Source organism: Pseudomonas sp. HD6422 (genome assembly GCF_025377065.1).
In the GTDB taxonomy this organism is placed as follows: Bacteria; Pseudomonadota; Gammaproteobacteria; order Pseudomonadales; family Pseudomonadaceae; genus Aquipseudomonas; species Aquipseudomonas putida_U.
This window is the reverse complement of the sequence record NZ_JAHWIW010000029.1, coordinates 1-18,667: the sequence shown is the minus strand read 5'-3', so window position 1 is coordinate 18,667 and position 18,667 is coordinate 1. Positions and strand designations below refer to the sequence as shown.

Annotated in this window: 19 protein-coding genes; 15 read left to right on the top strand and 4 right to left on the bottom strand. The window is 63.4% G+C overall.

The genetic code is table 11. From position 1 onward, the window contains the following. Window positions 1–2 precede the first annotated feature (2 nt). The 14 genes from KY379_RS20125 to KY379_RS20060 all read left to right on the top strand — a co-directional run bounded on the left by KY379_RS20125 (window position 3) and on the right by KY379_RS20060 (window position 13,226). Entirely contained in the window at window positions 3–194 is a 192-nt protein-coding gene (locus tag KY379_RS20125; protein WP_133331500.1) for a cbb3-type cytochrome oxidase subunit 3, read from the top strand. Continuing rightward, the gene (gene ccoP, locus KY379_RS20120; RefSeq protein ID WP_196172624.1) at window positions 191–1,120 is read left to right on the top strand and encodes a cytochrome-c oxidase, cbb3-type subunit III; all 930 of its coding nucleotides are present in this window, start codon (window positions 191–193) and stop codon (window positions 1,118–1,120) included. Before KY379_RS20125 ends, ccoP (KY379_RS20120) begins: the two co-directional genes overlap by 4 nt. A 277-nt stretch (window positions 1,121–1,397) precedes the next feature. Next, on the top strand, window positions 1,398–2,840 hold the full coding sequence (gene ccoN / locus KY379_RS20115) for a cytochrome-c oxidase, cbb3-type subunit I (RefSeq protein WP_133331504.1): 1,443 nt from the start codon (window positions 1,398–1,400) through the stop codon (window positions 2,838–2,840). Next, the gene (gene ccoO / locus KY379_RS20110) at window positions 2,840–3,448 is read left to right on the top strand and encodes a cytochrome-c oxidase, cbb3-type subunit II (protein ID WP_133331506.1); all 609 of its coding nucleotides are present in this window, start codon (window positions 2,840–2,842) and stop codon (window positions 3,446–3,448) included. Before ccoN ends, ccoO begins: the two co-directional genes overlap by 1 nt. Before the next feature lie 5 nt (window positions 3,449–3,453). Continuing rightward, the gene (locus KY379_RS20105; RefSeq protein WP_133331578.1) at window positions 3,454–3,651 is read left to right on the top strand and encodes a cbb3-type cytochrome oxidase subunit 3; all 198 of its coding nucleotides are present in this window, start codon (window positions 3,454–3,456) and stop codon (window positions 3,649–3,651) included. Next, window positions 3,648–4,625, top strand: a complete 978-nt coding sequence (ccoP, locus tag KY379_RS20100) for a cytochrome-c oxidase, cbb3-type subunit III (protein ID WP_133331508.1) — start codon at window positions 3,648–3,650, stop codon at window positions 4,623–4,625. Before KY379_RS20105 ends, ccoP (KY379_RS20100) begins: the two co-directional genes overlap by 4 nt. A 290-nt stretch (window positions 4,626–4,915) precedes the next feature. Beyond that, a complete protein-coding gene (gene ccoG, locus KY379_RS20095) occupies window positions 4,916–6,331 on the top strand; it encodes a cytochrome c oxidase accessory protein CcoG (protein WP_261241219.1) in 1,416 nt (471 codons plus the stop codon). 15 nt (window positions 6,332–6,346) lie between these two features. Next, window positions 6,347–6,874, top strand: a complete 528-nt coding sequence (locus tag KY379_RS20090; RefSeq protein ID WP_196172622.1) for a FixH family protein — start codon at window positions 6,347–6,349, stop codon at window positions 6,872–6,874. Beyond that, a complete protein-coding gene (locus KY379_RS20085) occupies window positions 6,874–9,345 on the top strand; it encodes a heavy metal translocating P-type ATPase (RefSeq protein ID WP_261241221.1) in 2,472 nt (823 codons plus the stop codon). The genes KY379_RS20090 and KY379_RS20085 overlap by 1 nt, the downstream gene beginning before the upstream one ends. Then, complete coding sequence (gene ccoS / locus KY379_RS20080) at window positions 9,327–9,539, top strand: cbb3-type cytochrome oxidase assembly protein CcoS (protein WP_133331516.1); 213 nt, start codon at window positions 9,327–9,329, stop codon at window positions 9,537–9,539. The genes KY379_RS20085 and ccoS overlap by 19 nt, the downstream gene beginning before the upstream one ends. Continuing rightward, a complete protein-coding gene (locus KY379_RS20075; RefSeq protein ID WP_133331518.1) occupies window positions 9,532–10,215 on the top strand; it encodes a sulfite exporter TauE/SafE family protein in 684 nt (227 codons plus the stop codon). The genes ccoS and KY379_RS20075 overlap by 8 nt, the downstream gene beginning before the upstream one ends. Before the next feature lie 103 nt (window positions 10,216–10,318). After that, the gene (gene hemN / locus KY379_RS20070) at window positions 10,319–11,701 is read left to right on the top strand and encodes an oxygen-independent coproporphyrinogen III oxidase (RefSeq protein WP_261241224.1); all 1,383 of its coding nucleotides are present in this window, start codon (window positions 10,319–10,321) and stop codon (window positions 11,699–11,701) included. Window positions 11,702–11,887: 186 nt separating this feature from the next. Continuing rightward, entirely contained in the window at window positions 11,888–12,622 is a 735-nt protein-coding gene (gene fnrA / locus KY379_RS20065; protein ID WP_133331522.1) for a Crp/Fnr family transcriptional regulator FnrA, read from the top strand. 55 nt (window positions 12,623–12,677) lie between these two features. Beyond that, window positions 12,678–13,226: an adenine phosphoribosyltransferase gene (locus KY379_RS20060; RefSeq protein ID WP_196172616.1), complete on the top strand. Its 549-nt coding sequence runs from the start codon at window positions 12,678–12,680 to the stop codon at window positions 13,224–13,226. A gap of 31 nt (window positions 13,227–13,257) precedes the next feature. Here KY379_RS20060 and recR read toward each other — a convergent pair whose 3' ends face one another. Further along, complete coding sequence (gene recR, locus KY379_RS20055) at window positions 13,258–13,860, bottom strand: recombination mediator RecR (protein ID WP_133331526.1); 603 nt, start codon at window positions 13,858–13,860, stop codon at window positions 13,258–13,260. A 143-nt stretch (window positions 13,861–14,003) separates the two neighbouring features. After that, window positions 14,004–14,441, bottom strand: a complete 438-nt coding sequence (locus KY379_RS20050) for a hypothetical protein (protein ID WP_261241225.1) — start codon at window positions 14,439–14,441, stop codon at window positions 14,004–14,006. 528 nt (window positions 14,442–14,969) lie between these two features. Between KY379_RS20050 and proC the strand changes: the two genes are divergently transcribed. Further along, the gene (gene proC / locus KY379_RS20045) at window positions 14,970–15,764 is read left to right on the top strand and encodes a pyrroline-5-carboxylate reductase (protein WP_196172613.1); all 795 of its coding nucleotides are present in this window, start codon (window positions 14,970–14,972) and stop codon (window positions 15,762–15,764) included. 297 nt (window positions 15,765–16,061) lie between these two features. Here proC and KY379_RS20040 read toward each other — a convergent pair whose 3' ends face one another. Together KY379_RS20040 and dnaX are read right to left on the bottom strand one after the other, a co-directional pair. Further along, window positions 16,062–16,397 (bottom strand): YbaB/EbfC family nucleoid-associated protein, encoded by a 336-nt coding sequence (locus KY379_RS20040; protein ID WP_054899968.1) that lies wholly within the window; start codon window positions 16,395–16,397, stop codon window positions 16,062–16,064. Window positions 16,398–16,460: 63 nt separating this feature from the next. Beyond that, a complete protein-coding gene (gene dnaX, locus KY379_RS20035; protein WP_261241228.1) occupies window positions 16,461–18,500 on the bottom strand; it encodes a DNA polymerase III subunit gamma/tau in 2,040 nt (679 codons plus the stop codon). Window positions 18,501–18,667: the final 167 nt, after the last annotated feature.

The window sequence follows — 18,667 nt, the reverse complement described above, 5'->3', positions numbered from 1 at the left end:
CGATGGAACTGGACATCGGCATGATCCGCGGGCTGGGCACCCTGGTGGTGCTGGTCGCCTTCATCGGCCTGACGCTGTGGGTCTTCAACCGCCGCCGCGATCATGACTTCGCCGAAGCACGCCTACTGCCCTTCGTCGACGACCGCCTGCCCCCCGCCGGGCAAGAACCTGCCATGAGGAAGAATCGGCAATGACCACCTTCTGGAGTACCTATATCAGCGTGCTGACCATCGGCAGCCTGATCGGCCTGGCCTGGCTGCTGCTGTCGACCCGCAAGGGCCAGAGCAACAGCACCACCGACCAGACCATGGGCCACAGCTTCGATGGCATCGAGGAGTACGACAACCCACTGCCGCGCTGGTGGTTCTGGCTGTTCGTCGGCACCCTGGTGTTCGGCGCCGGTTACCTGGTGCTGTACCCAGGCTTGGGCAACTGGAAAGGCATCCTTCCGGGCTACGAGAACGGCTGGACCGGCGCCAACGAGTGGCAAAAGGAAATGGCCAAGGCCGACGCCAAGTTCGGGCCGATCTTCGCCAAGTACGCCGCGATGCCTGTGGAGGAAGTGGCCAAGGACCCACAGGCGCTGAAGATGGGCAGCCGCCTGTTCGCCTCCAACTGCTCGGTGTGCCATGGCTCCGACGCCAAGGGCGCCTACGGTTTCCCCAACTTGACCGACCACGACTGGCGCTGGGGTGGCGAACCCGAGACCATCAAAGCCTCGATCATGAATGGTCGCCATGGGGTGATGCCGGCCTGGGCCGAAGTGATCGGCGAGCAGGGCGTGGCCGATGTCGCCGCGTTCGTGCTCAGCAAGCTCGATGACCGCCCCTTGCCCGAAGGTGCCAAGGCAGACGCAGCGAACGGCGAGAAACTGTTCGCCGCCAATTGCGTGGCCTGCCATGGCCCCGAAGGCAAGGGCACGCCGGCCATGGGCGCACCGGACCTGACCCACCCCCAGGCGTTCATCTACGGCTCGAGCTTTGCTCAGTTGCAACAGACCATTCGCTACGGTCGCCAGGGGCAGATGCCGGCTCAGGCCGAGATCCAGGGTAACGACAAGGTGCACCTGCTGGCCGCTTATGTGTACAGCCTGTCGCAAGGTGCCGTCACCGCCGAATAATCTGTCCTGCAACAAACCAGGGGCTGCGCCTTGCGGCCCCATCCCTCCCGCAGCACCTCCCTCCTTGCACCCCCTCCGAACGGAACTAAGCTTGTTGCCACAGCGACTGCGCTTCCAATGGGCGAAGCAGACGCGACGCAGGGCCTGACGTCGCCGGCAGAAAAAGCTTGACCGATCGATCAGAAAAAGGCGAAAAACGGTACACATTACAACCGTTTATTTGTGTACACTCGCCAAGTCCCAACCAACAAGAATACCAAAACCGTGGAACCTTAGAATGAGCACTGTAATCAGTCCGACCGCTTACAACTATAGGGTCGTCCGCCAGTTCGCCATCATGACGGTGGTCTGGGGGATCCTGGGCATGGGCCTGGGCGTCTACATCGCCTCGCAACTGGTCTGGCCCCAGCTCAACCTGGACCTGCCATGGACCAGCTTCGGTCGCCTGCGCCCGCTGCACACCAACCTGGTGATTTTCGCCTTCGGTGGTTGCGCGCTGTTCGGCACCAGCTACTACGTGGTGCAGCGAACCTGCCAGACCCGGCTGATCTCCGACAGCATGGCCGCCTTCACCTTCTGGGGTTGGCAGGCGGTGATCGTCGGTGCGCTGATCACCCTGCCGATGGGCTACACCACCACCAAGGAATACGCCGAGCTGGAATGGCCACTGGCGATTCTCCTGGCCATCGTCTGGGTCACCTACGCCTTGGTGTTCTTCGGCACCATCGTCAAGCGCAAGACCAAGCATATCTATGTCGGCAACTGGTTCTACGGTGCCTTCATCGTAGTCACCGCGATGCTTCACATCGTCAACCACATCTCGTTGCCGGTGAGCCTGTTCAAGTCCTACTCGGCTTACTCCGGGGCCACCGACGCGATGATCCAGTGGTGGTACGGCCATAATGCCGTGGGCTTCTTCCTCACCACCGGTTTCCTGGGGATGATGTACTACTTCGTGCCCAAGCAGGCCGAACGGCCGATCTACTCCTATCGCCTGTCGATTGTTCACTTCTGGGCGCTGATCACCTTGTACATCTGGGCCGGCCCGCACCACCTGCACTACACCGCCCTGCCGGACTGGGCGCAGTCGCTGGGCATGGTGATGTCGATCATCCTCCTGGCGCCGAGCTGGGGCGGCATGATCAACGGCATGATGACCCTCTCCGGTGCCTGGCACAAACTGCGTACCGACCCCATCCTGCGCTTCCTGGTGGTGTCGCTGGCGTTCTACGGCATGTCCACCTTCGAAGGCCCGATGATGGCGATCAAGACCGTCAACTCGCTGTCGCACTATACCGACTGGACCATCGGCCACGTGCATGCCGGTGCTCTCGGCTGGGTGGCGATGATCTCCATCGGCGCCGTCTACCACATGATCCCGCGCCTGTATGGCCGCGCGCAGATGCACAGTGTCGGCCTGATCAACGCGCATTTCTGGCTCGCCACCATCGGCACCGTGCTGTACATCGCCTCGATGTGGGTCAACGGTATCACCCAAGGCCTGATGTGGCGCGCCATCAACGATGACGGCACGCTCACCTACTCCTTCGTCGAAGCCCTGCAGGCCAGCCACCCCGGCTACATCGTCCGTGCCCTGGGCGGTGCGTTCTTCGCCTCCGGCATGCTGCTGATGGCCTACAACGTGCTGCGTACCGTGCGTGCCGCCAATCCGGCGCAAGCCGAGGAAGCCGCCAAGATCGTCGTCGTGGGAGCGCACTGATGAAGCATGAAGCCGTCGAGAAGAACATCGGCCTGCTGGCCTTCTTCATGGTCATCGCCGTCAGCGTCGGTGGCCTTACCCAGATCGTCCCGTTGTTTTTCCAGGACGTCACCAACAAACCGGTCGAAGGCATGAAGCCGCGCCCGGCCCTTGAACTCGAAGGGCGTGACATCTACATCCGCGAGGGCTGCGTCGGTTGCCACTCGCAGATGATTCGCCCGTTCCGCGCCGAGACCGAGCGCTACGGCCACTACTCGGTGGCCGGCGAGAGCGTCTGGGATCACCCGTTCCTGTGGGGTTCCAAGCGCACCGGTCCGGACCTGGCACGGGTCGGCGGTCGCTATTCTGACGACTGGCACCGCGCGCACCTGTACAACCCCCGCAACGTGGTTCCGGAGTCGAAGATGCCGTCCTACCCCTGGTTGGTAGAGAACAAGCTCGACGGCAAGGACACCGCGAAGAAGATGGAAGTCCTGCGCACCCTCGGCGTGCCCTACACCGACGAGGACATCGCCGGCGCCCGCGACGCGGTCAAGGGAAAGACCGAGATGGACGCCCTGGTCGCGTACCTGCAGGGTCTTGGCACCATCATCAAGAGCAAACGGTGACGCTGATGGATATCGGGATGATTCGCGGCCTGGGCACCGTCCTGGTGATGGTGGCTTTCGTGGGCCTGGCGCTGTGGGTGTTCAACCCACGGCGTAAGAAGGACTTCGACGAAGCGACCCAGCTACCGTTCGCCGATGACCCCGAGGCCACCCGCCACGTCGAGCAAGCGCAAGCAAACGCTTCTGGGAGCAAACAACAATGACAACCTTCTGGAGTCTGTACGTCACCGTCCTGACCCTGGGCACCATCTTCTCGCTGACCTGGCTGCTGCTGTCGACCCGCAAGGGCCAGCGCGACGAGGTCACCGACGAAACCGTCGGGCATGCCTTCGATGGCATCGAGGAATACGACAACCCCCTGCCCCGCTGGTGGTTCTGGCTGTTCGTCGGCACCATCATCTTCGCCCTCGGCTACCTGGTGCTGTACCCGGGCCTGGGTAACTGGAAAGGCATGCTGCCGGGCTACAGCTACCTGGATAACGACAAGCAGACCGAGTTCTCCAACGGCCAGCCAGGCTGGACCGGCGTGCATGAGTGGGAAAAGGAAATGGCCAAGGCCGACGCCCGTTTCGGACCGATCTTCGCCAAGTTCGCCGCCATGCCCATCGAGGAAGTGGCCAAGGACCCGCAAGCACTGAAGATGGGCGGTCGCCTGTTCGCCTCCAACTGCTCGGTGTGCCACGGCTCCGACGCCAAGGGCGCCTATGGCTTCCCCAACCTGACCGACAATGACTGGCGCTGGGGCGGCGAGCCGGAAACCATCAAGACCACCATCATGGGCGGTCGCCATGGCGTGATGCCGGCCTGGGCCGAAGTGATCGGCGAGCAGGGTGTGGCCGACGTCGCCGCCTTCGTCATCAGCAAGCTCGACAACCGCAGCCTGCCTGAAGGTGCCAAGGCCGATGTCGAGAACGGCCAGAAGATCTTCGCCGCCAACTGCGTGGCCTGCCACGGGCCCGAAGGCAAAGGTACTCCGGCGATGGGGGCACCGAACCTGACTCACCCGCAGGCGTTCATCTACGGGTCGAGCTTCGCCCAGCTGCAACAGACCATCCGTTATGGCCGCCAGGGACAGATGCCGGCCCAGGAACAATTGCAGGGCAACGACAAGGTGCACTTGCTGGCCGCTTACGTGTACAGCCTGTCGCATCAGGCGGAACCGGCCAAGGCCGAGTAAGGCAGGCCTGACCCCTTCGCGGGCAAGCCCGCTGCTACAGGAACGATGATTGTCTGTAGGAGCGGGCTTGCCCGCGAAAAGGCTGGTAAAAACAGTCCAAGCTGACCTGGATCAATTGACACCCGCCATAACACGATTGACCCCGCCAACCCAACGCGACTAAAGGTCGCAGCTCCACCCCGCGGTGCCATCACCGGCGTATCATGGACCGCAGAGCGCTAACCGCATGCGCCAGACTGTGGCCGGCAAGCACTGGCCACGGCGTTTTTCCACTGCCGTGGGACTTGATGATGAGCAAGCAAATTCCGGTACATGATGTCACCCCGCCTGCCAGCAAAGGGAAGGATTCCGTCGACCTCTACGCCGCTCGGGAAAAAATCTATACCCGCGCCTTCACCGGCCTGTTCCGCAGGCTGCGCATGGTTGGCGGTGCACTGCTGTTCCTGCTGTATTTCGGCACCGTGTGGCTGAACTGGGGCGGGCATCAGGCAGTCTGGTGGAATCTCCCGGAGCGCAAGTTCTACATTTTCGGCGCCACCATCTGGCCGCAGGACTTCATCCTGCTGTCGGGCATCCTCATCGTCGCCGCCTTCGGCCTGTTCTTCATCACCGTGTTCGCCGGGCGGGTCTGGTGTGGCTACACCTGCCCGCAAAGCGTGTGGACGTGGATCTTCATGTGGTGTGAAAAGGTCACCGAGGGTGACCGCAACCAGCGCATCAAGCTCGACAAAGCGCCCATGAGCGGCAACAAGTTCTTGCGCAAACTGGCCAAGCACAGCCTGTGGTTGCTGATCGGCTTCGTCACCGGCATGACCTTCGTCGGCTACTTCTCGCCGATCCGCGAACTGGTCAGCGAATTCTTCACCGGCCAGGCCGATGGCTGGGCCTACTTCTGGGTCGGTTTCTTCACCCTGGCCACCTATGGCAACGCCGGCTGGTTGCGCGAGCAGGTGTGCGTGTACATGTGCCCGTACGCCCGCTTCCAAAGCGTGATGTTCGACAAGGACACCCTGATCGTGTCCTACGACCCGCGCCGGGGCGAAACCCGTGGCCCGCGCAAGAAGGACTTCGACTACAAGGCCAACGGCCTGGGTGACTGCATCGACTGCACCATGTGCGTACAGGTCTGCCCGACCGGCATCGACATCCGCGACGGCCTGCAGATCGAGTGCATTGGCTGCGCGGCGTGCATCGATGCCTGCGACAACATCATGGACAAGATGAACTACCCCCGCGGCCTGATCAGCTACACCACCGAGCACAACCTGTCCGGGCAGAAGACCCATATGCTGCGTCCACGGCTGATCGGTTACGCAGTGGTGCTGCTGGTGATGATCGGCGCCCTGGCCACGGCCTTCGCCACCCGCTCGCTGGTCGGCTTCGACGTCAGCAAGGACCGGGTGCTGTACCGCGAGAACGCCCAGGGGCGGATCGAGAACGTGTACAGCCTCAAGGTCATGAACAAGGACCAGCGCGACCACGTCTACGTGCTCGATGCCGCCGGCCTGCCGGACCTGCGCCTGGAGGGCCAGCGCGAGATCAGCGTGGCCGCCGGCGACATCGTCAGCCTGCCGGTGCAGTTGTCGGTCGCGCCCGAGAAACTGCCCTCGACCACCAATGAAATCACCTTCATCCTCAAGAGCGCCGATGACGGTGACAGCCAGGTTGAAGCCAAGAGCCGATTCATCGGCCCACAGATCCGCTGAGAGAGAACACGCACAATGCCTGCCGCCACCGCCGCCAGCCCCTGGTACAAGCACCTCTGGCCCTGGATCATCATTGGCATCCTGACCACCTCGGTATGCCTGAGCCTGACCATGGTCAGCATCGCCGTGCGCAATCCGGACAACCTGGTCAACGACAACTACTACGAGGCCGGCAAGGGCATCAATCGCTCGCTGGACCGCGAACTGCTGGCCCAGACCCTCAACCTCAAGGCCAGCGTGCACCTCGACGAACTGACCGGCGAAGTGGACCTGCGCCTGACCGGCAACAGCGACCCGCAGAGCCTGGAGCTGAACCTGATCTCGCCGACCCAACCTGAGCGCGACCGCAAGGTAGCGTTGAGCCGCGTCGAGGCCGGGCGTTATGTCGGGCAACTGGATGACAAGGTCGAGGGACGGCGCTTCATCGAATTGCTGGGCAGCCAGGACGATCATGTGTGGCGGCTGTTCGAGGAAGAGAAGGTCGAGCATGGTGTGACCTTGCAGCTGGGCGATGAAGCGCTGCAAGGTGCCGAGCGCCAGTAATGACCCACCCCACGCCCTGCTACCACTGCGCCCTGCCGGTTCCGGCCGGTAGCCACTTCACCGCCGTGGTGCTCGGCGAGCCCCGCTCATTCTGCTGCCCGGGCTGCCAGGCAGTGGCCGAGGCCATCGTCGCTGGCGGCTTGGAGCACTACTACCAGCACCGCAGCGACACCAGCGCCAACCCCGAGGCACTGCCCCGGCCGTTGCAGGACGAATTGGCGCTGTATGACCGCGTCGACGTGCAACAAGGCTTCGTACACCACACCGGCGACCTGGCCGAGGCCACCTTGCTGGTCGAAGGCATCAGCTGCGCCGCGTGCGGTTGGCTGATCGAAAAGCACCTGCGCAACCTGCCCGGCGTCGCCGAAGCCCGGCTGAACCTTTCCAACCACCGCCTGTTGCTGAACTGGGACGACCGCCAATCGCCACTGTCCACGCTCCTGGCCGAACTGCGCCAGATTGGGTACGCCGCCCACCCCTACCAGCCCGACCAGGCTGCCGAGCGCCTGGCCGAGGAAAACCGCAGCGCCCTGCGCCGCCTTGGCGTGGCCGGATTGCTGTGGTTCCAGGCGATGATGGCGACCATGGCCACCTGGCCGGAATTCAACATCGACCTGTCGCCCGAGCTGCATACCATCCTGCGCTGGGTGGCGCTGTTTCTGACCATTCCGATCGTGTTCTACAGCTGCGCGCCGATCTTCAAGGGCGCTGCACGAGACCTGCGCACGCGCCACCTGACCATGGACGTGTCGGTATCCCTGGCCATCGCCCTGGCCTTCGGCGCTGGAATCTGGACCGCCATCAGCGGCACTGGCGAGTTGTATTTCGACACCGTGGGCATGTTCGCCTTGTTCCTGCTCACCGGCCGCTACCTGGAGCGGCGCGCCCGCGAACGCACCGCGGCGGCCACCGCACAACTGGTCAACCTGTTGCCGGCCTCGTGCCTACGCCTGGCCGGCGACGGCAGCGCCGAGCGCATCCTGCTGCGCGAACTGCAGCGCGGGGATACCGTACGCGTGCTGCCCGGCGCAGTGATTCCGGCCGATGGCCGAATCGTCGAGGGCCACTCCAGTGTCGACGAATCGTTGCTGACCGGCGAATACCTGCCACTGCCGCGCCAGGCCGGCGAGCGGGTCACCGGTGGCACGCTGAACGTGGACAGCACCCTGGACATCGAAGTCGAAGCCCTCGGCCCGGACTCCAGGCTGTCGGCCATCGTGCGCCTGCTCGAACGTGCCCAGGCGGAAAAACCACGCCTGGCGCAGATCGCCGATCGGGCCGCGCAGTGGTTTCTGCTGTTCAGCCTGCTCGCCGCCGTGCTCATCGGCCTGGGGTGGTGGTATCTGGAGCCGGCCAGGGCGTTCTGGATCGTCCTGGCGATGCTGGTGGCGACCTGCCCTTGTGCCTTGTCGCTGGCCACGCCCACGGCCTTGACCGCCGCCACCGGCACCTTGCACAAGCTGGGACTGCTGGTGACCCGTGGCCATGTGCTCGAAGGTCTCAACCAGATCGACACGGTCATCTTCGACAAGACCGGCACCCTCACCGAGGGCCGCCTGGCCCTGCGCAGCATCCGCCCACTGGGCACGGTCTCCGCCGAACGCTGCCTGGCCCTGGCCGCCGCCCTGGAAAACCGCTCCGAGCACCCTATCGCCCGCGCCTTTGGCCAGGCGAGCCTGCCGGCTGAGGCCGTGCGCAACGTGCCCGGCCTGGGCCTGGAAGGACGGGTGGACGGCCTGCAGTTGCGTATCGGCCAGGCTGCGTTCGTGTGTACGCTCAGTGGCGCCACTCCCCCACCATTGCCCGAGCCCCGCGGCCAATGGCTGCTGCTGGGTGACGCAAGCGGTCCGTTGGCCTGGTTCGGCCTGGACGACCGCCTGCGTGAGGATGCGCCGGTCCTGCTGGCCGCCTGCAAGGCCCGGGGCTGGCGTACGCTGCTGCTGTCGGGCGACAGTTCACCGATGGTCGCCGAAGTGGCCGCGCAACTGGGCATCGACCATGCCATCGGCGGCCTGCGCCCGGACGACAAGCTCGAACGCCTCAAGGCGTTGCAGGCCGCGGGCCACAAAGTGCTGATGCTGGGCGATGGGGTCAACGACGTGCCAGTACTGGCGGCTGCCGACATCAGCGTAGCCATGGGCAGCGCCACCGACCTGGCCAAGACCAGCGCCGACGCGGTGCTGCTGTCCAACCGCCTGCAGGCCCTGGCACAAGCCTTCGACCTGGCCCGGCGCACCCGCCGCAACATCCTTGAGAACCTGCTGTGGGCGACCTTGTATAATGGCCTCATGTTGCCGTTCGCCGCGCTCGGCTGGATCACCCCGGTGTGGGCGGCCATCGGCATGTCGGTCAGTTCGCTGATCGTGGTGCTCAATGCCCTGCGCCTGACCCGTCTGCCCGCTGACACGACGCCGTGCCCGAGCGAAACACCGCTGCCTGGAAGGAACACGCCATGCCCGCGCTCTATGTGATGATCCCGGCCGCCCTGCTGCTCGTCGGGGTGGCCGTGTACATCTTCTTCTGGGCGGTGGACAGCGGTCAGTACGACGACTTGGACAGCCCTGCCCACAGCATCCTGTTCGACGACCAGGATCCGCGCCACCAGGCGGCGGTCAAGCCCGACCCCGCCGAAGCTGACGACCAGGAACCACCGCCCCGTGGCTGATCTGCTCCCTCTGCTCGGCTCGGCATTGATCCTCGGCCTGCTCGGTGGCGGCCATTGCCTGGGCATGTGCGGTGGACTCATGGGTGCGCTAACCCTAGCCATTGCGCCCGAGCAACGCAGCCGCCGCTTGCGCGTGCTGCTGGCGTACAACCTCGGTCGCATTCTCAGCTATGCCAGCGCAGGGCTACTGCTGGGCGTTGCCGGCTGGGCCGTGGCCAGCAGCCCGGCGGCACTGGCATTGCGGGTGGTGGCGGCGCTGCTGCTGATCGCCATGGGCTTGTACCTGGCCGGCTGGTGGAGCGGACTGACCCGCATCGAAGCGTTGGGTCGGGGGCTGTGGCGGCACCTGCAACCCGTGGCCACGCGCTTGCTGCCGGTATCGAGCATGCCCCGCGCGCTGTTGCTGGGGGCACTGTGGGGCTGGCTGCCCTGCGGACTGGTGTACAGCACCCTGCTGTGGGCCGCCAGCCAGGGCAATGTCTGGCATGCCGCGGCCTTGATGCTGGCGTTCGGCGTGGGCACCTGGCCGGTGCTGCTGGCCACCGGACTGGCAGCGGAACGCGTCAATACGCTGCTGCGCCGACGCAGCGTACGGGTAGCCGGGGGGTTGCTGGTGATCCTGTTTGGCCTCTGGACCCTGCCAGGCCCCCACCAACACTGGCTGATGGGGCATTGAGCGGGCCGCTCGGCGCACCGATACCCCTTGATACAAGTCAACACAGCCAGTTACCGGCGGCCCTAGACTCCGGACATTGCATCTCTTTCCGGGGACCGCCTCCATGCTCGACGACCTACGTTGGGATGCCGACCTGATTCGTCGCTACGATTCGGCCGGCCCACGCTACACCTCCTACCCGACCGCCGTGCAACTGCACAGCCAGGTGGGCTCGTTCGACCTGCTCCACGCCTTGCGCGAGAGCCGCCGGGCGGTGCGTCCCCTGTCGCTGTATGTGCATGTGCCGTTCTGCGCCAATATCTGCTACTACTGCGCCTGCAACAAGGTGATCACCAAGGACCGCGGTCGCGCCGCGCCCTACCTGCAACGCCTGGAGCAGGAGATCCAGATGATCGCCTGCCACCTCGACCCGCATCAGCGCGTCGAGCAACTGCACTTTGGCGGCGGCACCCCGACCTTCCTCAGCCACGCCGAGCTGCGCCAACTGATGGCCTGCCTGCGCCGCCATTTCAACCTGTGCGAGGACGATGACGGCGACTATGGAATCGAACTCGATCCACGCGAAGCCGACTGGCCGACCATGGGTCTGCTGCGCGAACTCGGCTTCAACCGCGTCAGCCTGGGTGTACAGGACCTCGACCCGACCGTGCAGCGAGCGGTCAACCGCCTGCAGAGCCTGGAACAGACCCGCACCCTGATCGAAGCGGCGCGCACCCTGCAATACCGCTCGGTCAACCTCGACCTGATCTACGGCCTGCCCAAGCAGACCGTAGAAGGCTTCGCCCGCACCGTCGACGAAGTGATCCGCCTGCAACCCGATCGCCTCTCGGTGTTCAACTACGCCCACCTGCCCGAGCGTTTCATGCCGCAACGGCGCATCGACAGCAACGATCTGCCACCGCCCGCAGCCAAGCTGGAGATGCTGCGCAACACCATCGAACAACTCACTGCGGCCGGCTACCGCTACATCGGCATGGACCACTTCGCCCTGCCCGACGACGAACTGGCCGTGGCCCAGGAGGAAGGCACCCTGCAGCGCAATTTCCAAGGCTACACCACCCACGGGCACTGCGACCTGATCGGCCTGGGCGTCTCGGCCATCAGCCAGATCGGCGATCTGTATTGCCAGAACAGCAGCGACCTCAACACCTACCAGGAGACACTCGCCAACGGCCAATTGGCCACCCAGCGCGGCCTGCTGTGCAATGACGACGATCGCCTGCGCCGCGCGGTGATCCAGCAGTTGATCTGTCACTTCGAACTGGCTTTCGAGCCCATCGAACAGGCGTTCAACATCGACTTTCGCGGCTACTTCAACGACCTCTGGCCACAACTGCAAAGCATGCAACGCGACGGCCTGATCAATCTCGATGCCGAAGGCATCCGCATCCTGCCGGCGGGGCGACTGCTGGTTCGTTCGGTGTGCATGTTGTTCGATGCCTACTTGGCCCTACAGAACCGACAGCGCTTCTCACGAGTCATCTAGGACCGAGACGAATAACCACATGGACAATACGTCTTGCCAAGACCACTATGGGCAGGCAATGCGCTGCGCAGACACCAGCGCTGAAGCGCTGCCAGGCCGCGACACAATCGCGCGCGCTGGCTTCCGACCCATGCCGTGGGTTACCCTTACGGCTAATGTGTGTTTTCCCACAAGGATCGATTGAAAATGTCCGAGCCAGTCAAACTGCGCGCGCACAACCAGGCCCATTGCAAGGATTGCAGCCTGGCGCCCCTGTGCCTGCCTCTCTCGCTCAACCTGGAAGACATGGACGCGCTGGATGAGATCGTCAAACGCGGACGTCCGCTGAAGAAAGGCGAGTTCCTGTTCCGCCAGGGTGACAATTTCGGCTCGGTCTATGCCGTACGTTCCGGCGCCCTCAAGACTTTCAGTCTGAGTGACAGCGGCGAGGAGCAAATTACCGGTTTCCACCTGCCCAGTGAGCTGGTGGGGCTGTCAGGCATGGACACCGAGGCCTATCCGGTGTCGGCCCAGGCCCAGGAAACCACCTCGGTCTGCGAAATCCCCTTCGAGCGCCTCGACGAACTGTCGGTGCAACTGCCCCAGCTGCGCCGCCAGCTGATGCGAGTGATGAGCCGGGAGATCCGCGACGACCAGCAAATGATGCTGCTGCTGTCGAAAAAGACCGCAGACGAGCGGATCGCCACCTTCCTGGTCAACCTCTCGGCACGTTTCCGCGCCCGCGGCTACTCGGCCAACCAGTTCCGCCTGAGCATGTCGCGCAACGAGATCGGCAACTACCTGGGTCTGGCGGTCGAAACCGTGTCGCGGGTGTTCACCCGCTTCCAGCAGAATGGCCTGATCAGTGCCGAAGGCAAGGAAGTGCACATCCTCGACCCGATCCAGCTGTGCGCACTGGCCGGTGGCGCAATGGAGTCCTGAGCCCGCTGCGAACAGGGTATACTGGCGCATTCGTTTTTCCAGGATACCCGCAACGATGCACAGCGACGCCTTCGACCTCAAAGCCCTCATCCGCCCGGTAGTGGACTTTCCCAAACCGGGCGTGATCTTCCGCGACATCACCCCGCTGTTCCAGTCGCCGCGTGGGCTGCGCTACGTGGCCGATCAGTTCATCGAACGCTATGTCGAAGCCGAGTTCAGCCACATCGGTGCAATGGACGCGCGGGGCTTCTTGATCGGCTCGATTATCGCCCATCAGCTGAACAAACCACTCATTCTCTTCCGCAAGCAAGGCAAGCTGCCTGCCGATGTACTCTCCGAAGGCTACCAGACCGAATATGGCGAAGCGTTCCTGGAAGTGCACGCCGACAGCCTGTGCGAAGGTGATTCGGTGCTGATCTTCGATGACCTGATCGCCACCGGCGGCACCTTGCTGGCAGCCGTCAACCTGGTGCGCCGCACCGGAGCGCAGGTGTTCGAGGCGGCAGCGATCATCGACCTCCCCGAGCTGGAAGGCTCGCGCCGCCTGCAGGCGGCCGGGGTACCGACCTTCTGCCTGACCGAGTTTTCCCTGAGCGAATACTGAGTCGCTTTCCGGGCCGCTCTGCGGCCCTTTGTCACAACGCGATCGGCTTGCGCCCGGCAAAGGCATGCGCCAGCGTGCCGCCGTCGACCAGCTCCAGTTCGCCGCCCAATGGCACGCCATGGGCGATGCGCGAGGCCACCAGGCCCTTCTCGGCCAGCAACTGAGCGATGTAGTGCGCAGTGGCCTCGCCTTCTACCGTCGGATTGGTGGCCAGGATCACCTCGGTGAAACTGCCCTGCTCCTCGATTCGCGCCATCAGTTGTGGAATGCCGATCGCCTCCGGGCCCAGGCCGTCCAGCGGCGACAGATGCCCCTTGAGCACGAAGTAACGCCCGCGATAGCCGGTCTGCTCCACCGCATAGACATCCATCGGCCCCTCTACCACGCAGAGTTGGGTGTCGTCCCGGCGGGGATCGGCGCATTGCGGGCACAGCGTCTGCTCGGTCAAGGTCCGGCACTGCTGACAGTGCCCGACCCCCTCCATGGCCTGGCTCAGGGCCTGGGCCAAGCGCACGCCACCACTGCGGTCACGCTCGAGCAGTTGCAGGGCCATGCGCTGGGCGGTTTTCTGACCCACGCCAGGCAGAATGCGTAGGGCGTCGATCAGTTGGCGGATCAGAGGGCTGAAGCTCATGGGGAAAGGCCTGACATATCAATAAGAGGCGGTTTATACCCAGCACTGCCTTGTGCGTCAAATCGCTAGCCCCAGACGGCAACAAGCCGGCCCGTCCTTGATTGGAAGAGCCGGCTTGTCGATGGGATGACAACCCTACTGGATCAGGAGACCCGCACGGCGCCTCGAGTATCGGGTTTGTCGGCTTTGCCGGTACGCACCGACAGCACGGCGATCAGCGAGATCACCACGGTGCCGAGCAGGTACAGGGCGACCGGCTGCCAGCTGCCGTCGTAGCGGCTGAGCAGATAGGTAGCGATCAACGGAGCGGTACCGCCGGCCAGGGCTGCGCCCAACTGGTAGCCCAGGGTGATGCCGGTATAACGCACACGGGTCGAAAAGATTTCCGAGCTCATGGTACCCAGCACGGCGGTCACCGGCGCCCAGAGCACACCGAAGGCGATCACCGTGGCTACTTGCAGCCCCCAAGCGGTGTGAGTATCGAGCAACTTGAAGTAAGGCACGATGAACGCGGCGATGGACAGGATGCCACCGATGGGTCGGACAAAGAATGTCAGGGAAAACGACAGGTAAGCCAGCAACAGGCCAACCACCGGATCGAAGTAGGGAAGAACAGTTTGTTGAAAACCAGGGCGGCGGCGGTCCCGTAGAGGAAGTAGTCGAACCATTCGATCGAACTGCCAGTAAGGCTGGCGACCAAGGCTCGGCCACGCCCCTGGATTGCAGGGGGGGGTTGCGCTGGAAGGCGTCATTCGAGTCTACGTTTCTTGATTTTATGTCGGCGAGCACAAGGTGAATTGGCGCGAAGAGCAACCGGGTTGCACCGTGTCGGAGCGGATCTTATTCAAAGCGCAAAAAAAAGTGCAACCCTGATTAAACGATTAATCTCCAAATATTTTGTAATGGACCAAAAAATGCGCTGTTTTGATTCACAAAAAAGCTAGAAAAACCCGAACTCACCAAATTGGTGCGCAGTGACTGCACGGTCACCAGTGCATCTCTTGATTAACAATCAAGCGCGACAAAGTGTAAGTTGCACCTGGTTGCACCTTGTCTGAAAAAAACCGTAATCTATTCGCCGATAAAACAACAAACACACCGAGGCAGCAATGAACGTGCTTTTTATTGGTTATGGGCGGATGGGCGGCGCACTGGGTAATGCTTGGCTGCAAGCGGGATTGGTCAATCATTTGAGCATCGTCGACCCAGGACTCACCGCAGACGCCGAGCAAGGTCGCTACATCCGTCTTGAAGACGTCCCGCAGCACCGCGCTTTCGACTTGATCGTGCTCGCTGTCAAGCCCGCCTACGCCACCGCAGCCCTGGCCGGACTGACTGATCATCAATGCCAGCAGGCTACCGTGGTTTCCGTCGCAGCGGGCGTGACCGAACGCACCCTGAGCAATGCCGTTGGCCAGCGTTGCCCGGTGGTACGCGCCATGCCCAATACTCCGGTGCTGGTCGGTGCCGGCTGCACCGGGCTGTACGCCACCGAGCATTTCGATGCCTCACGCCAAGCCGTCATCAGTCGCCTGTTCGAGGCCGTGGGCGCAGCCTATTGGGTGAGCGAAGAGCAGCAGCTCGATGCCGTTACCGCCATCAGCGGCAGTGGACCGGCTTACTACCACCTGTTCAGCGAAGCATTGGCAGAGGCCGGCATCAAGCTGGGCCTCGACCCGGAACTGGCTCGCAGCCTGGCCGCACAAACCGCGTTTGGCGCGGCAACGCTGCAACATCAACCCCATGCCAATTTCACCGACCTTCGCGTGGCAGTCACTTCGCCGAACGGCACGACAGCAGCGGCAATCGATGTCTTCGAAACCCAGGGCCAGCTTCGCGCCTTGGTTGAAGCTGCAACTGGCGCGGCCCATCGACGCTCGGTCGAGTTGTCGAACGAAAGCTGATACTAGTGAAAGCGAGAGCGCAGCGTAGGGGCTTTAAGTGGGAGCAAGCAGTTTTGCGCCACTTTCCTTAAGTGTCTGGACCGGACACAGGGTGGACAGGTGTGCGGGGACAAGGTTGACACTTTTCGGCAAGCAAACCTGCCGGAAATTCGACCATGCCCTGGAGCGTGCGAGCCACTAGGTGCTTGTCTTGGGGGTTGAGGTGGCGCTCGATCTCACAGGCGCCAAATTCCTTACTACAGGCATCAAAAAAGCCGCCCCTGAACCCCAGCGGCGGCTTTCACAAAGCAAAATGCCTTAGAACGGCATCTTGAAGCCTGGCGGCAATTGCATACCGGCGGTCATGCTGCCCATCTTGTCCTGGCTGTTTTGCTCAACCTTGCGCACTGCATCGTTCAAAGCCGCGGCGATCAGGTCTTCCAGCACTTCCTTGTCGTCTTCGTCGGTCGACATCAGGCTCTGATCGATGCTGACGCGCTTGACGTCGTGACGACCGGTCATCACCACGCTGACCAAGCCACCACCGGCCTGGCCCGTCACCTCGGCATTGGCCAGCTCTTCTTGCATCTTGGCCATTTTTTCCTGCATCTGCTGGGCCTGCTTCATCAGGCCGGCCATGCCACCTTTCATCATGGGGTATACCTCGATTGGGTCATTGGGTGCAGCCCGACAAGGGGCTGGGCACATGGTTATCCGTTACTGACCCTGGCTGACCAGGGCCTCTACAGGCTCAATAGTATCCTGCCGCACCTTGGCACCGAACTGCTTGATCATCTGCTGGATCAACGGATCCTGCTCGATCGAGGCCACGGCATCCTGCTGGCGTTCGGCGCGCTTGCGCGAGGCGGCCTGGGCTGGTGTCTCCTGCTCCGGGCGGATCAGCTCGATACGCAGGTTCAAGGTGCGCCCCAGGTGCTGGTTGAGGGCCTCGTTCAGACGGCGCTGCTGGGTAGCATTGAACAGCGCGCCCTGGCCCGGGTCCAGATGCAGCAACCAGTCGTCACCGTCGGCCGCTATCAACGTACAGTTAGCCGCGATGTTGCCTGTCATGCCAGTCACTGGCAACTGTGGGAATAATTCCAGCCATTGCAGGGCCAGACCGGTCGCCGGGGCCGCTGCCGGCAGCGGCTCGGGCGCGGCGGCGGGCGTTTCTTCCTGGACATGCTCGGCCAACTCGTCCAGGTAGCTGAAGCCGACCGGGTCGCTCTCGCCGACGTAGTAATCCTCGTCCATAGGCGGCTCGTCATCGCGCTCCATGCCGGCCGGGGAATAGGCGGACGGATCGAACGGCGGCTCGTCGTGGTCCGGCTGGCTGGCGACAGGCGCCGGGATCTCGGCGGGCGCTGGCGTCGGACGAGTTGCCACGGGCGCCACAGCAGGCTCTTCCCAGGGCAGATCGACAACCTCCTGCACCGACGCAACCGCTGGCGGTGCACCCACCGGTTCGGGCGCCGGCTCTGGTTCCGGCTCTGGTTCTGCGACGGGCTCGGGCTCGGGCACTACCGCCTGAATGCTTTCAATCACAGGCTCGGACGCAACAACGGCTGGCACCTCGGCCACCGGCGCTATCGCTGCCACCGGTTTCGCAGGATCAGCTGTGGCCTGGCTGATCCCCACCGGCTTTAGCACCGGTGTCGGCGCATTCTCGGCATCCGCAGGGCGGAACGCCAGCATGCGCAGCAGGACCATTTCGAAGCCACCGCGCGGATCCGGTGCCAGGGGCAGGTCGCGACGGCCGATCAGGCCCATCTGGTAATAAAACTGTACGTCTTCGGCCGGCAGCGCCGCCGCCAGGGCCAGCACGCGCTCACGATCGCCCTGGCCGTTGTCCACGGCCTCGGGCAGCGCCTGAGCGATAGCCACGCGGTGCAGCACATTGAGCATCTCGGCGAGTACGCCGCTCCAGTCCGGCCCCTGCTCGGCCAGGTTCCGCACGGCCTCCAGCAGCGCCCGCGCATCACCTTCGAGCAACGCCTGCAACACACCGTAGACCTGACCATGGTCGAGGCTGCCGAGCATGGCGCGCACATCGGCGGCCAGCACCTTGCCCTCACCGAAAGCGATGGCCTGGTCGGTCAGGCTCATGGCATCGCGCATCGAACCATCGGCGGCACGCCCGAGCAACCACAGCGCATCGGCCTCGAACGGCACGTTCTCGGCCGCCAGTACGTGGCTGAGGTGTTCGACCACGCGCTCCGGGCTCATGTTCTTCAGCGAGAACTGCAGGCAGCGCGACAGGATGGTGGCCGGCAGCTTCTGCGGATCGGTGGTGGCGAGGATGAACTTGACGTAGGGCGGCGGCTCTTCCAGCGTCTTGAGCAAGGCGTTGAACGAGTGCGTGGAAAGCATGTGCACTTCGTCGATCAGGTAGACCTTGAACCGGCCACGGCTCGGCGCGTACTGCACGTTGTCGAGCAGTTCGCGGGTGTCTTCGACCTTGGTGCGGCTGGCGGCGTCGATCTCGATCAGGTCGACGAAGCGCCCTTCATCGATCTCGCGACAGACCGAACAGGTGCCGCACGGCGTGGAGGTGATACCGGTTTCGCAGTTCAGGCACTTGGCAATGATGCGGGCGATGGTAGTCTTGCCGACGCCCCGGGTACCGGTGAACAGATAGGCGTGGTGCAGCCGCTGGTTGTCCAAGGCATTGATCAAGGCCTTGAGCACATGGGTCTGGCCGACCATTTCGCGGAACGAGCGCGGGCGCCATTTACGTGCAAGAACCTGATAACTCATCGAAAAACCATCGTAGCCTGATCGAGCGGAAGATCGCTAATGCTAGCGGAGCGGGGCCGAAATTGCACCCTGCGCGGCTCGTCTAAGCTATTGACATCCTCCCCACCCTAAAGGACGGGGATTCCTACAGGTAGACGGCCATGCCCGACCGCGAGAATGTTCCTCGC